At 69.2% G+C, this 13,979-nt stretch carries 14 protein-coding genes; 6 read left to right on the plus strand and 8 right to left on the minus strand.

The window, feature by feature from the left end; genetic code table 11:
* The first annotated feature begins 29 nt into the window (after window positions 1–29).
* Window positions 30–767: a D-Ala-D-Ala carboxypeptidase family metallohydrolase gene (locus tag ACFQU4_RS07285; RefSeq protein ID WP_377488857.1), complete on the plus strand. Its 738-nt coding sequence runs from the start codon at window positions 30–32 to the stop codon at window positions 765–767.
* Between the two features lie 3 nt (window positions 768–770).
* On the opposite strand, the gene map is transcribed toward ACFQU4_RS07285, so the two are convergent.
* Window positions 771–1,535 (minus strand): type I methionyl aminopeptidase, encoded by a 765-nt coding sequence (gene map, locus ACFQU4_RS07290; RefSeq protein ID WP_377488860.1) that lies wholly within the window; start codon window positions 1,533–1,535, stop codon window positions 771–773.
* Window positions 1,536–1,608: 73 nt separating this feature from the next.
* Between map and ACFQU4_RS07295 the strand changes: the two genes are divergently transcribed.
* Window positions 1,609–1,872, plus strand: coding sequence for a helix-turn-helix transcriptional regulator (locus tag ACFQU4_RS07295; RefSeq protein ID WP_377488863.1), 264 nt, complete (start codon window positions 1,609–1,611; stop codon window positions 1,870–1,872).
* Here the strand turns inward: ACFQU4_RS07295 and ACFQU4_RS07300 are convergent, their stop codons facing one another.
* A complete protein-coding gene (locus tag ACFQU4_RS07300; protein ID WP_377488866.1) occupies window positions 1,873–2,244 on the minus strand; it encodes a winged helix-turn-helix transcriptional regulator in 372 nt (123 codons plus the stop codon).
* 108 nt (window positions 2,245–2,352) lie between these two features.
* On the opposite strand from ACFQU4_RS07300, the gene ACFQU4_RS07305 reads away from it, so the two are divergent.
* On the plus strand, window positions 2,353–2,757 hold the full coding sequence (locus ACFQU4_RS07305) for a RidA family protein (protein WP_377488869.1): 405 nt from the start codon (window positions 2,353–2,355) through the stop codon (window positions 2,755–2,757).
* On the opposite strand, the gene ACFQU4_RS07310 is transcribed toward ACFQU4_RS07305, so the two are convergent.
* Together ACFQU4_RS07310 and ACFQU4_RS07315 are read right to left on the minus strand one after the other, a co-directional pair.
* Window positions 2,758–3,321, minus strand: coding sequence for a hypothetical protein (locus ACFQU4_RS07310; protein ID WP_377488872.1), 564 nt, complete (start codon window positions 3,319–3,321; stop codon window positions 2,758–2,760). It abuts the gene before it with no gap.
* Window positions 3,322–3,450: 129 nt separating this feature from the next.
* Window positions 3,451–5,643, minus strand: coding sequence for a beta-galactosidase trimerization domain-containing protein (locus tag ACFQU4_RS07315; RefSeq protein WP_377488875.1), 2,193 nt, complete (start codon window positions 5,641–5,643; stop codon window positions 3,451–3,453).
* Between the two features lie 77 nt (window positions 5,644–5,720).
* On the opposite strand from ACFQU4_RS07315, the gene ACFQU4_RS07320 reads away from it, so the two are divergent.
* Complete coding sequence (locus tag ACFQU4_RS07320; protein ID WP_377488878.1) at window positions 5,721–6,392, plus strand: GntR family transcriptional regulator; 672 nt, start codon at window positions 5,721–5,723, stop codon at window positions 6,390–6,392.
* 5 nt (window positions 6,393–6,397) lie between these two features.
* Here the strand turns inward: ACFQU4_RS07320 and ACFQU4_RS07325 are convergent, their stop codons facing one another.
* The 4 genes from ACFQU4_RS07325 to ACFQU4_RS07340 are packed head-to-tail and all read right to left on the minus strand — an operon-like array spanning window position 6,398 to window position 10,893.
* On the minus strand, window positions 6,398–7,225 hold the full coding sequence (locus ACFQU4_RS07325; protein WP_377488881.1) for a carbohydrate ABC transporter permease: 828 nt from the start codon (window positions 7,223–7,225) through the stop codon (window positions 6,398–6,400).
* Window positions 7,222–8,169, minus strand: a complete 948-nt coding sequence (locus ACFQU4_RS07330; RefSeq protein ID WP_377488884.1) for a carbohydrate ABC transporter permease — start codon at window positions 8,167–8,169, stop codon at window positions 7,222–7,224. Before ACFQU4_RS07330 ends, ACFQU4_RS07325 begins: the two co-directional genes overlap by 4 nt.
* A gap of 16 nt (window positions 8,170–8,185) precedes the next feature.
* Window positions 8,186–9,469 (minus strand): extracellular solute-binding protein, encoded by a 1,284-nt coding sequence (locus ACFQU4_RS07335; RefSeq protein WP_377488887.1) that lies wholly within the window; start codon window positions 9,467–9,469, stop codon window positions 8,186–8,188.
* 17 nt (window positions 9,470–9,486) lie between these two features.
* Window positions 9,487–10,893 carry a hypothetical protein gene (locus ACFQU4_RS07340; RefSeq protein ID WP_377488890.1) on the minus strand — a complete coding sequence of 469 codons (1,407 nt, stop codon included), beginning with the start codon at window positions 10,891–10,893 and terminating at the stop codon, window positions 9,487–9,489.
* A 120-nt stretch (window positions 10,894–11,013) separates the two neighbouring features.
* Between ACFQU4_RS07340 and ACFQU4_RS07345 the strand changes: the two genes are divergently transcribed.
* Both ACFQU4_RS07345 and ACFQU4_RS07350 read left to right on the plus strand, forming a co-directional pair.
* Entirely contained in the window at window positions 11,014–13,095 is a 2,082-nt protein-coding gene (locus tag ACFQU4_RS07345; RefSeq protein WP_377488893.1) for an alpha-amylase family protein, read from the plus strand.
* On the plus strand, window positions 13,088–13,969 hold the full coding sequence (locus ACFQU4_RS07350) for an NAD(P)-dependent oxidoreductase (RefSeq protein ID WP_377488896.1): 882 nt from the start codon (window positions 13,088–13,090) through the stop codon (window positions 13,967–13,969). Before ACFQU4_RS07345 ends, ACFQU4_RS07350 begins: the two co-directional genes overlap by 8 nt.
* The last annotated feature ends 10 nt before the right edge of the window (window positions 13,970–13,979 follow it).

Consider the following 13,979-nt stretch of genomic DNA (forward strand, 5'->3'; position numbering starts at 1 on the left):
CCTTACCATCAACGCGATGGAGGACTGCGATGTTTCGACGATTCCTCACCGTTGTCTCCGTCCTGGCGCTGGCTGTTGTCGGCTCGGTGACGGCTCACGTCCTCGCCCCCGAGAAGGCGGCCGCCGACGGCTGCTACACCTGGGGCCGGACCTTGCAACAGGGCGCCACCGGCGCCGACGTGACCCAGCTCCAGATCCGCGTTGCGGGCTGGGTCAGCTCGGGCGAGAACCTCGCCCTGGACGGCGACTTCGGCCCGGCCACGGCCGCCGCCGTCAAACGTTTCCAGACCGGGTACGGTCTCCCGGCGACCGGGATCGCGGACTCGGCGACGTACTCCAAGATCTACGGGCTGCAGGACGACGACTGCACGCCGATCCACTTCGACTACTCGGAGTTCGACAACAACTGCGGCGCCAACAACTACCTCGGTGGCAAGGTCTCCGAGGCGACCGCGAAGGAGAACATCCGGCGGATCATGTGGCAGTTGGAGGCGATGCGGCACAAGCTCGGCGACCGGCCGCTCAACGTCACCTCCGGCTTCCGCAGTGTCTCCTGCAACGAGGCGTCCGGCGGGTCGTCGACCAGCCTGCACATGTACGGGCAGGCGGCCGACCTCGGCCTGAGCAACCCGCCGCAGTGCACCATGTGGAACGCGGGCAAGACGGCCGGCTTCGAGGAGCTGCTCGGCCCGGGCTACCCGGGGCACAATGATCATGTCCACCTCGGCAACAAGTCGACCCGGTCCTGGTCCGCGCCGAACTGTTGATCATCACCGCTGGGTCAAGATCATCGGTCCGTCCTCGGTGACCGCGATCGTGTGCTCGCTGTGGGCGGTCCGGGAGCCGTCGGCGGACCGGATCGTCCAGCCGTCCGGGTCGTAACTGATCTCGGCGGTGGTCCGGGCGAACCACGGCTCGATCGAGAAGGTCAGGCCGGGCCGGAGCCGCAGGCCGCGGCCGGCCCGGCCGACGTTCGAGACGTGCGGGTCCTCGTGCATCCGCCGGCCGATGCCGTGGCCGCCGAACTGGTCGTTGACCGGGTAGCCGTACCCGTGGCCGACCTCGGTGATCGCGGCCGACACGTCGCCGAGCCGGTTGTCCACCTGGGCTGCGGCGATCCCGGCCGCCAGCGCCTCCTCGGTGGCCTTGATCAACTGCTGGTCCGCCGGGGCGGGCGTGCCGGCGATCACGCTGACCGCGGCATCGCCGGCCCAGCCGTCCACGGTCACGGCCAGGTCGAGGGTGAGCAGGTCGCCGTCCGCCAGCTGGTGATCGTGCGGCTTGCCGTGCAGCACGGCGTCGTTGACCGACAGGCAGATCACGTTGCGGAACGGGCCGCTGCCGAACGAGGGCGCATAGTCCCAGTAGCAGGACACCGCCCCGCGGTCCTTGATCAACTGCCGGGCCCGGTGCTCGAGGTCGAGCAGATTCACGCCGACGGCGACCTCGGCGCGCAGGCGTTCCAGTACCTCGGCGACGAACTGGCCGGCGACCCGCATCCGTTCGATCTCGCGGGCCGACTTCAGATGGATCATGATCACTCCTCGAATGGCTCGGTATAACAATACCGGTATTATCATACCGATCCATTCGGGGTACGGTAGTGCCATGGTCCGCAACCCGTTGACACCCGAGCAGCTCGAGGCCGGTCGCCGGCTCGGGGCGATGCTGCGCGAGGCCCGCGGTTCGGCCAGCCTGACCGAGATCGCGGCCGCGGCCGGCATCTCGCCCGAAACGCTGCGCAAGATCGAGAGCGGGCGGTTGCCCTCGCCCGCCTTCGGCACCGTGGTCGCGCTCAGCCGTGCCCTCGACCTGCGGCTGGACGATCTGGCCGAGGTCTGGCGGCCGTCCGAGTTCCGCGTCGCCGGCTGATCAGGCTTCCGTCGCCGTACCCGCTGCGGGCTGTCGGTCGCCGACCTGGGCGCGGTACCAGTGTCCCCAGGCGTCCAGCCGGTCGGTGATCTCCTTGAGGCTGGCGCCGATCGGGGTGACCGAGTACTCGACCTTCGGCGGCACCTCGGCGTAGACCTTGCGTTCGATCAGCCCGTCGGCCTCCAGCTCGCGCAGCTGCCGGGTCAGCATCCGGGCGGTGACTCCCGGGATCGCCCGGTGCAGCTCGCCGAACCGGCGGGTGCCGTCCTGGAGATGGCGCAGGATCACCAGCTTCCACTTGCCGCCCAGGACCTCGGTGGCGGCCTCGACCATGCACTCGTCTGGCGCGGTGGTCGTGATGCGGGGTGGCATGGGCCCTCCTCCGGAAGCTCTTGCGCTGGCCATTCCTATACAAAGTGTACGTATGACACATGAAAGACCGTACTTGTGCGGAGAGGCGCTGTCGCCGACAGTCGAGTCATGACGATCATGCGACGCATCAAGACCGAGCCCGACTGGTACGAGCCGTACCGGATCTCTCAGGCCATCGAGGCCGCCGGGCTGATCCATCTCTCCGGTCAGGCCGGCATCGACGAGCAGGGACGCACCGTCGGCCCGGACTTCGAGACCCAGGCGCGACGGGCCTTCGAGAATCTCGCCGCCGTACTCGCCCGGGCCGGCGCGGTGCTCGCCGACGTCGTGAAGGTGACGATCATGGTCACCGACATGGCGAATTTGGATACCGTGATCAAGCTCCGCGGCGAGTACTTCAGCGAGCCCTACCCGGCCGACACGCTGCTGCAGGTCGCCGGCCTGGCGCAGCCGGACTGGCTGGTCGAGATCGACGCGGTGGCGCTGGCTCCCGATCGGGCGGTCAGCGGCTGATCATGAACGGCGGGACCACCAGACGCCGATCAGCATGCCGAGCGGACAGGCCGCCGCCATGGCGCCGAACAGGTGCAGCGGCCAGAGCCCGGTGAGCAGCCCGATGATCGCGACCACGCCGCCGGCCGCGGCCACCCCGGCGACCGGCCACGGGTTCGGCAGTGTCTTGGCCGAGGCCGTACCGGCGAGGAAGATCACCAACCCGGAGAACGCGAGCAGTCCGACTCCGACCTGCCGCCAGAACGAGTCGGCGGTGGCGATGCCGAGCACCAGGGCGGCGAAACCGGCGACGAACACCACGCCGAACGGCGCGACCTTCCAGCCTCCGATCAGGTAGAGGCCGCCGACCGCGCCGATCAGCAGGGCCAGGCCGATCGGAGCCAGCATGGCGGTCAGCGCGATGGGCACCGTGTACTCGTACGGGAACAGGATCTCGGCGGCACCCACGAAGATCGCGGCGATCCCCAGGACCGGGCCCGCGATGACGAGTCCGACGGCGATCCGGGTGGCCCGCTTCTCGAAGTCGGCCAGCTGCTTCCTTCGCTCCGCTTTCGTCGATGTCATAGGGCATCCAACCTAGCGGGGTGGCATGCGAGACCTCCGTGCCGTCCTGCCCCTGGGGCCCGCCGACTGGTCACCAGCGCAGCGACACGCCGCCAAATCGCCTGCTTTTGTGCCCGGTCGGCGGATTGGTTAGAGGGGGAGCGTGACCACCTCGTGGTCGAGGACCTCCGGGACGGTGAACGTGAGCAGGTCGCCGTCGGCGGCGACCGGGACCTCGCCGCCGCGGACCCGGAGCGTCGCGGTCGCCGAAGGCCGGCCCGGCGTACGCAGCCGGACGGTGACCGGGCCGGCCGGCACCAGACGGTCCTGCCGGCCGGGCACGGTGGCGGTCACGGTCCGGTTGGTCAGGTGCAGCACCAGCCGGTCCTGCTGCCGGTACAGGTTGGCGTTGACCCGGCCGTCGCCGTCGATGATCAAGGTCGGCTCGGCCACCGCCCAGCGGGCGGCGTTGCCGATGATCAAGGCGTGGTCGGGCTGCTGGTCCCGGGCGTAGCAGCGGTCAAGATCGGCGAGCAGCCAGACCAGCCGGCCGCCGGCCGGGGTCTCCCGAACGACGATCCCGGGCAGGTCGGTGCTCGGGGTGCGCATCCAGGAGGTCTCCGGAGGGAAGATCGGGAAGTCCGGGACGAAGGTGGCCAGCACCTGCGTTCCTTGATCGACGCGGTGCTCCCGGAGCAGCCCGCCGAACGGGATCAGGTCGGTCTCGTCCAGCCCGGCCAGCACCGGGTGCCGCTGGCCGGCCGGCACCGGCGCCGCCGGGTCGACCGGGCCCTCCACCGATCCGCGCAGCTCCGGGGTCAATCGGAGGTAGGTGTGCCGGGCGTGCGTCTCGATGCTCGGGTCGGCCGACCCGAGATCGCCCTGGATCCCTGTCCCGGTACGGATTCCGAACAGCTCCGCCAGGCCGCTGTCGGCGCGCTCCCGGCCGTTCTCGTCCAGCCGACCGGTGTCGCCGGTCGCGATCACCGAGCCGCCCTGCTCCACGTACCGTGTGATCGCGGCGAGTTGATCATCGGACAGCACGACCAGGTTGGGCAGCACCAGCGCCGCGAACCGCCCGGCCGCCCGGTCCAGGTCCTCGGCCGGGATGGGCAGCGAGGTGAGGCCGGCGCCGTTCAGGGCCCGGGTCACGCCGCGGTACGGATCGAGGGTCCGCTCCGCCGCCCGGTCCTGCCCGGCAAGATCATGATTGCGCTGGGACCAGACGATCCCGAGGTCGGCGACCGGGGTGCGGTCGATCAGGACGTCCAGGTTGTCGCGGTGCCAGCCGAACAGCGGCGCCGCGGTCCGGTACTGCCGGCGGTCGTCGTGGCAGGCGCCGATGTGGTGCCACCACGGCTGGATGCCACCGGCGAACCCGGCCGTCGCCCAGCACCGCACCTCGGCCTGCGGCATCGCGGCGACCCGGAACGCCGGCCGGCCGAGCTGATACTGCGGGGTGCTCTCCGGGATCAGCTTGTCCCAGCCCAACAGCTCGTGCAGCCGTTTCCCGGCCTCGGTGTTCTGCTCGAACCCGTCGACGGCATTGCGGTGCTGGTGATCGAGCATGATCAACTCCGACCGGGACAGGATCTGCCGCAGGTCGACGAACCGCTGGCTGCTGTTCAGCACGTCCCCGCTGAGCATGCCGAACCAGCGGCAGTCCGGCCCACCGGCCGCCGCGGCGACCCGGTTGTTCAGCTCCCACAGGGCGGTCCGGAGCCGATAGTTCCAGTCGATCCAGGCCCGGTAGGCCGGCGCGGACCAGTCATGATCACGCGGGAGGTCCGTACCGGCGTCCCGACGGAACCCTGCGGCGCAGTGATCGCAGTGGCAGATCGAGCTGCGCGGGAGGCCGGCCCAGCTGTTGTCGGCGAACCCGTCCGGCCGGCTGCGCTCGATGATCTCGGTCAGCACCTCGGGCAGGTATTCCCGGTAGTACGGCGAGTTGATGCAGGTCACGTACTTGTCGGCGGCCCGGATCGGCTCGCCGGCGACGTCCCGGCAGACCCAGTCCGGGTGCGCGGCGAAGAAGTCCTCGGCCACCCGGTTGGAGTCCATCCGGGCGACCACGGTCAGGCCCTCGTCCCGGGCCGAGGCGACGATCTCGCCGTACAGATCCCGGTCGCCCAGGGTCCTGGCGCGATGGTGCAGCGGGAACCGGGAGGGGTAGTAGGCGACGATCCCGCCGGCGTTGATGATCACTCCCTGGACCGCCGTCTCCCGCCAGTGCCGGCGCCACCAGGCGTCGTCGTACCGCTCCGGATCGATCTCGGTCAGGTTGGTCTGGCCCCAGCGGTGGGTCCGCCGATACCAGGGCTCGGTCATCGGTACGGTCGTCATCGGGCGTCCTTCCGATCATGATCAAGACGGGCAGGGAGTAGCATGACATGTGTTCTTGACTGACAAGGAGGGTGGTTGTGGCCGTTTCGTTGGAGAACACCTCGCTCACCGATTCGCTGTGCGAAGCGCTGCGGCGACAGATCATCTCCGGGCAGATCGAGCCGGGTCAGAAGCTGTCCGAGATCTGGGTGGCCAACTACTACGAGGTGGCCCGGCCGACGGCGAAGGCCGGCCTGGACCGGCTCACCAACGAGGGGCTGCTGCGGCGCGGGCGACGGCAAACCGCGGTCGTCCCGCAGATGTCCGCCGACGACATCAGCGACCTCTACTTCGCCCGGGAGCCGATCGAGGCGCGCGCCGTCCGGACCCTCGCGGAGCAGTCGACCGTGCCGCCGGACGCGGAGCGGGCGCTGGCCCTGATGGGGATGGCGGCCCAGCTGGGACAGCCCGCCGAGCACACCGATGCCGACATCTCGCTGCACCGCGCCCTGGTCGCGGCGTCCGGAAGCGCCCGGCTGCAGCGGATGCACGAGACGGTGATGGGCGAGTCGCAGCTGTGCATCGCGCAGGTGCGCAGCCACGTCGGGCTCGACCTGGTCGAGCTCACCGCGACCCACGCCGCGATCCTGGACGCGATCCGGGCCGGTGACCCCGACGCCGCCGAGCAGGCGCTGCGGAACGACCTGCACGGCTGCCGGGAGACGCTGCTCTCCGACATCGCCGAGCGCGAGGCCTCGCTGCCGGGTTGAGCCGATCACCGGTTGATACCGGTCAGGGTGATGCCCTGGATGAACTGACGCTGCGCGATCAGGTAGACGATGATCACCGGCAGGACGGCGATCGTGGCGCCCGCCATCAGCAGCGTGATCTGGCTGAAGTACTCGTTCTGGAACTGGGCCAGCGCCACCGGCAGCGTCTGCAGTTCGCGCGAGTTGATGTAGATCAACGGGCCGAACAGGTCGTTCCAGGAGTCCAGGAAGGTGAAGATCGCGATCGCGCCCAGCGCCGGCTTGGTCTCCGGCAGCAGGATCCGCCAGAACACGGTGAAGGAGCCGGCGCCGTCGACCCGGGCCGCATCCTCCAGCTCCTGGGGCAGGCTGAGGAAGTACTGCCGCATCAGGAACGTCGCGAAGACCGGCGTGAACACCCGCGGCGCCCACAACGGCAGCTGGGTGTCCACCCAGCCGATCTCCTGGAAGATGATGTACTGCGGGATCAGGTACGCGATCCCGGGGATCATCGCCGTCGCCAACAGGCCGATGAACAACAGATCCCGGCCGGGGAACCGGAGCCGGCCGAACGCGAAGCCGGCCAGGGCGGACACCGCCAGCACCCCGACGACGTTGATCACCGCCAGCTGCACGCTGTTCCAGAAGAACTGCGGGATCACCTCCAGCACAGTCGCGTAGTTGTCCCACTGCGGCTCGGCCGGGAACAGGGTCGGCGGCGTGCTCAGCACCTGGCCCTCCTCCTTCAGCGAGGCGCCGATCATCCAGAGCAGCGGCAGCGCGAAGGCGAGCGCGCAGATGATCATGAAGAGGTAGAGCAGGATGTTGAGCGTGCGTTGACTGATTCTCCTCATCCGTAGAACACCCACCTCTTCTGCAGCTTCCATTGCAGGTACGTGATCACGCCGAGGATCACGAACAGCACCCACGCCATCGCCGCCGCATAGCCGAACCGGCCGAACGAGAAGGCGACCTGATAGAGGTAGTAGATGTAGACGCTGGTGCTGTGGCCCGGACCGCCGGATGTCATGATGTAGATGACGCCGAACACCTGGAACGACGTGATGAACTGGGTGATCAGGACGAAGAAGACGCTCGGCGTCATCAGCGGGATGGTGATCTTGAACAGCTGCTGCCGCTTGCTCGCCCCGTCGATGCTGGCCGACTCGTACAGGTCGGCCGGGATGCCCTGCAGGCCGGCCAGGAAGATCACCATCGGGTAGCCGGTGCCCTGCCAGACCGAGACGATGATCACCGACAGCAGGGCCAGCCGGGAGTCCGCGAGCCAGGCCGGACCCTGGATCCCGACCGTGCCGAGCAGGCCGTTCAGGGCGCCGCCGTCGGGCTTGAAGATCCAGTACCAGATGTAGCCGATGGCGACGACGTTGGTGATGAACGGGGCGAAGTAGGCCGCCCGGAACAGCGGGACGCCGGGCACCTTCCGGTTGCAGAGAAGGGCGAGCAGGAACGCCAGCACTGTCGTCGCCGGGATCGCGCCGAACGTGAACAGCAGCGTGTTGCGTAGCGTCTCGAGATACAGCGGGTCGTTGGTGAACAGCTCCTGGAAGTTCTGCAACCCGACGAAGCGCGGCGCGCTGAGGGCGTTCCAGTCGGCCAGCGACAGATACATCGAGACCATGATCGGGATCAGCTGGAACGCGACGATGCCCAAGATCACCGGGGCGATGTAGAGCAGCCCCTCGTAGCGGAGCCAGCGGCTCCCGCGACGCCGGCGCGGGGCGGGAGCGGACACCGGAGTTCCGGGTGGCTGCACCCGGGCTCCGTTCAGGGTTGCCATGGCGGCCGACTCCCGGCTAGCCCTGCTGGGCCAGGGATTCGTCGACCCGGGCCTTGGCGCCGGCGAGCACGTCGGCCGCCTTGGCGTTGCAGTTGTAGACCTCGTCCAGCAGCGGCCGGTAGATCTGCCGGGCGCCCAGGGTGTTCTGGGTCTGGTTCGGCAGCGTCGAGTGCTCGACGGCCTCGACGAAGAGGTTCACGTGGGCCGGCGGTTCGGCGAGCTTGGCCAGCGGCCGGTCGTCCATCGAGAGCCACATGTTGCCCTCGACGAAGAAGGTGCCGCCCTCCTCGCTGGTCAGGAACTTGAGCAGTTCCCAGGCGGCATCCGGGTTCGCCGCCTTGGCCGGGATCGCGTACGTGACCACGCTGGACTCGGTGCGCTGGTCCTTCGGCCCGGCCGGCGGCGGCGCGACGTCGAAGGTGAAGTCCTTCACGTTCTGCAGCAGGTACGGCAGCGTACTGAACTGGCTGTAGAACATCGCCAGCTTGCCCTGGGTGAACAGCTGCAGGTCCGCGTTCGTACTCTGCAGGTCGCCCCAGGCCGGCTGCACCTTCTCGTTGCAGGTGAGGTCGGTCGCCCACTGCAGCGCCTCGGCCGCGGCCGGCTCGGGCAGCGTGAAGCTCTTGCCGTCGGCGGCGAAGATGCCGGTCGGGCTGCCGTTGTTGATCGCCCAGGTCTGCTCGTACCCCGTGTCCAGATAGACCAGCGCACCGAACCGCTGGCCGGGAACGGTGAGCGCCTTCGCGGTGGCCAGGAAGTCGTCCCAGGTCCAGCCGTCGGCGCTCCACTCGGTCGGCGGCAGGTCGACGCCGGCCTCCTTGAACAGGTCGACGTTGTAGTAGAACAACCGGGGCGAGTGGGCGATCACCCAGGCGGTGTGCCGGCCGTCGGCCTGCACCGGGAAGTTGTACAGCTCCTCGGGGAAGTGCGACGTGTCCAGCTTGTCCCGCTCGATCAGCGGCTTCAGGTCGAGCAGGGCGCCGGTGCCGGACATCCCGCGGACGTAGTCGTCGTTGATCTTGATCAGGTCGGGCGGCTTGCCGCCGGACAGCACGGTCCGGAACTTGGTGTCGTAGTCGGACGGCACCGGCTGTACCTCGACCGAGATGCCGCTGCTCTGCTGGAAGGCTTCGACCGCCTTGCCGAACGGGTCGTCCTTGATGTCGGAGTCGTTGAGGAAGGTCATCGACTTCGACCCGCCACCGCCGCCGCCGGGACTGCTGCAGCCGGCCAGGGCGGCGGCCGCGACACCGCCCGCGCCGAGGAGGGTCCGGCGACTGATCCGCGTCGTTGCGTTCATGGGAGGTCCTTACTGGTTCAGGTCAGTTGGCGCACGGCGTCGCCGGCGCCGGAGAGGTTTTCCAGCCGCATCTCGGAGTACTTGCGGCTCAGCACGACCCCGTCGGCGCCACCGGCGAAGGCCGCGAGCACGGCGTCCCGGACGCTCTCCCGGGTGCACCGGGTGAGCTCCTCGGTGCCGTCGCCGACCGGGATGTCGATGTCGATCCCGGGCAGCACCTTGCAGCCGTGCCGGACGCCGGCGACGGCCCGGGCGGTCTCGCGGCGGACGTACTCGGCGGTGAACCCGGTGCTCGGCAGCTTGTCGTAGTCGCCTTCGTCCAGGCCGAGCAGGCGCAGCATCAGCGGATAGACCTGCTCCGGCTCGGCGTCGGCGAACAGGGTGGTGCAGATATTCGCGATCCAGCTGTGGAAGCGCGGCCCGGCGCAGTTGTTGTATTCGACCACCTTGAGGAAGTCGGACAGCTCGCTCAGCTCGGCGTAGTCCTGGTCGGCCCGGTAGAACGGGTTGAACGAGATGTCGTGATAGACGTGCCAGCCGACCTGGACCTCGGACCGGCAGGCCTTGGCGACGCCGTAGATGTCGCGGTAGAGCTGGCGCTGGCTCTGCGTCCACAACGTCTGCCAGGCCAGAATTTCCGGGTACGTCAGCAGGGTGCGCCAGAACGTGACGAAGGCGCCGTCGGCCGGCCGCTCGTCGGAGTTGATCTTGTGGTTCCACTCCAGCAGCGCCCGGTAACCGGCCTGGGCCCTATCGGGGTCGATGCCGCGCTCCCGACCAAGATCACGACAGTGCCGGCAGAAGCAGCTGACCAGCTCGGTCGACGTGGGCCGCTGCAGCAGCAGGTTCAGCGGCCCGGGACGTTCCGAGCACCAGGCGAGACCGTCGATCGGGTAGCTCTTGACGTAGTCCTCGACGATGCTCAGATGCCAGTTCCGGTAGTCCGGGTTGTTGAAGCACGGCCGCTCGGTCGGCCGGCCCCAGACGTCCACCTCCAGGCACTGCGGGAAGTTCGGGTAGTCCCGCAACGCCTGGGCGTACGAGCTCTCCTCCATCCAGGCATAGCTCGCCATGCCGCGTGACCGCGCCTCCGGCAACACGTCGTCGAACAGATCGCCGTCGTAGTCCGGTGCCCGGCCGGAGGTGCCCAGAATCGTGTTCCGGTAGAACTCCGGATGGATCGTGGCGTAGTTGCCGCCGATCCAGTCGTGGTCGTACTCCTGCGGACCATGATCAGGAAGCGGATGGCCGGGCACCTGCCGGCCGCCGGTGCCGCGGGTCCAGGTCGGCGTCGCGAGGAACAGCGCGTTCACCGCGCCGCGTTCCTGCAGGACGTCGAGCACGGGCTTCACCCCCTCGTCGGCGAACGAGGCGGCGCCGATCTGCAGGGCGACGATGGGCTCGGGTGGCTTGGGCGACGTCATCATTGGCTCCCGTTCCGGAGGCGCTTTGGCGAGGAGTTCCGTCATGCGCTGCGCTCATTCCGATACCCGGAAGTCTGCCTCTTCTCGATTTTGCATGTCAAGCATTCTGGTCTGACAAGAGTGCTGATACTGTCGGGGCAGACGACGCTGCGGTACGAGGCCGTACACGAGAATCGGGTGATCGCGATGACCGGTGGATCCGCGGGGACTCGTTGGTGGGAACGTCCGTTCGAGATGCTGCAGACCAACCTGCGCGAGATCGACGCCGGGCTCGACGTCGCCGCGAACCTCGACGCGATCGCCGATCACGGCGCCGACACCTGGTTGATCAACACCGGCGGTATCCTCGCCAACTACCCGACCGACCTGCCGTTCCACACCCGGAATCCCTACCTGGGTGAGCGTTCCAGCGGTGACCTGATCGGCGACGCGGTCGCGGCGGCGCATGATCGCGGGATGCGGCTGATGTCCCGGATGGACTTCTCCAAGATCGCGCAACCGGTCGCCGATGATCATCCGGACTGGTGCTTCAGGTCCCTGGCCGGCGAGCGGCAGCGGGTCGAGGGCCTGGTCAGCGTCTGCCCGTGCGGCGAGTACTACCAGCAGCGGACCTTCGACATCCTGGACGAGATCCTGGACCGGTACCCGGTGGACGGGTTCTTCTTCAACTGGTTCGGCTTCAGCGAGGTGGACTATCACGGGGTCCGGCACGGCGTCTGCCATTGCGACGCCTGCGGCCGCCGGTTCGCCGCCGACGAGGGCGGCGCGAAGCTGCCGGAAGGGCCGGACTCGCCGGACTTCGGCCGCTGGCGGGCCTTCTGCCGCAGGGTTCTGGACGACCTGACCGGCCGGATCCGTGATCATCTCGCGGCCCGCCGGCCGGATGCGCCGCTGATCCTCGGCTCCCGCTCCGACATCGTCTTCCACGAGGCGAACAACAAGATCGGCCGCGAGCTGTGGCCCTCGGCGACCGCGGAGGCGGTCAGTGCCGCCAAGACAGTCCGGCCGGACAAGCCGGTGCTGGTCAACTCCACGGTGTTCGTCGACATGCCGTACCGGATGGCCGCGGAGGACCCGCACCATGTGGGCCAGTTCTTCGCCCAGGCGATCGCCCGGGGTGCCAACCCGTCGACGTACCAGATGGGACCGGTGGGCGTGATCGACTACCCGGGCCTGGCCGCGGCCGGCCGGCTGACCCGCTTCCACCGGGACCACCGGGCGGTCTACGAGGGGCTGCGTCCGGCCGCGACGGTGGCCCTGGTCCGGCCCGATCCGCTGACCCAGCCGGAGTCGGCGCGGGACGAGTTCCGCGGTTGGTACGCCGCGCTGCAGGAGGGGCACGTCCCGTTCGACGTGCTGCCGATCGAGCGGCTGACCGAAGCCGACTCGCTCGGTGTCCTTGATCGTTTCCGGGTCCTGGTGCTGCCCGACCTGGGCGTACTGCCGGACGGCGTGATCACCGTGCTCGACGCCTTCGCCGGTGCGGTGGTGATCACCGGTTCCGGTGGGATCGCCGAGGATCAAGATCAACTCCGACGGATGTCGGGGCTCCGGGTGCGCGGACGGCACACCGGGTTCACCGAGACCCGGTCCAGCTACGCGAGCGACGGGGAACGGCTGGTGCCGATCTTCGGCGACCTGCTGGACCTGGAACCGCCCGACGGAGCCGCCGTCGGCTGGCGGGTGCTGCCACAGGCGTCGTTCGCCCCACCGGAGAAGGCATACGGCCACCGGCCGAGCCGATTCGCCGCGGTGGTCGCGAACCCGGCCGGCGACGGCGTCCGGATCGCCTGGACCATCGGGCGGACCTACCGGGAGTTCGGCACCGGCAACGTGCGGGACCTGATGATCGAGATCGTGCGCGGGGTGGCGGGGCCGCAGCCGGTCGCCGACAGCGAGCTGCCCGAACAGGTCGAGGTGATCATCGGCGGCAACGGAAGCCGCACGGTGGTGCACCTGATCAACCTCGGCGGCGCCCGCCGCCGCGGGTTCGGCGCGCCGCTGCCGGTGACCGGCGGCAGGCTCCGGCTGTCCGCTCCGGCCGGCGCGACCGCGACCTCCTTGATCACCGGCCGCACCCTGGCGACGGCGTCGGAGCCGGACACCCTGATGGTCGAGCTGGCCGACCTGGAGCTCTTCGAGGTGATCGTGATCGACCCGGAATCGTCGGACGGGCAAGGAAAGGCAGGCAGTCATGGCTGACAGAGTCGGGTTCGTCGGTCTCGGCATCATGGGCGGCGGGATGGCCGCGAACCTGGTCCGGGGCGGTACCGCCCTGACCGTCTACAACCGGACCGCCGAACGCGCGGCGCCGCTGGTCGAGCTGGGCGCCGTCGCGGAGCGGACGCCGCGCGCCGTTGCCGAGAACAGCGACGTGGTGATCATCTGTGTCAGCGACACCGCCGACGTGGAGGAAGTGATCTTCGGCGCCGACGGTGTGGCCGACGGACTCGCGCCGGGCGGGCTGGTGATCGACACCAGTACGGTCAGCCCGACCGCGACCCGGCAGTGGGCCGATCGGCTTGCCGAGGTCGGCGTCGCCTTCATCGACGCGCCGCTCACCGGCGGCAGCGAGGGGGCCGAGCAGGGCACGTTGTCGATCATGGTCGGCGGCGCGGACGGCGACGTCGAGCGCGCGCTGCCGTACCTGCGGCAGGTCGGCAGCACGATCACCCACGTCGGACCGGTCGGGCACGGTCAGGTGACCAAGCTGGCCAACCAGATCCTGGTCGTCTCCAACATGCTCGGCGTGGCCGAGGCGCTGATGTTCGCCCGGGCCAGCGGCCTCGACCTGGCCAAGGTGATCGCCGCCGTCGAGGGCGGTGCCGGCGGGTCCTGGATGCTGTCCAAACGCGCCCCGCAGGTGATCGACGACGACTGGCGGCCGGGCTTCCGGGTCGACCTGCAGCAGAAGGACCTGCGGCTGGTCCTCGAGGCCGCCGGCGAGCTGAGGGTGCCGATGCTCGCGACCGGCCTGATCTCCCAGCTCTACCAGCCACTGCTCCGGGACGGCCGGGACGGCGACGGCAACCACGCGCTGGCCGAGACGGTGGCCAGGCTGGCCGGACAGCGCTGACCGACCGGGG

This window comes from Microlunatus sp. GCM10028923 (genome assembly GCF_042666975.1).
Taxonomy (GTDB): Bacteria; Actinomycetota; Actinomycetes; order Propionibacteriales; family Propionibacteriaceae; genus Microlunatus.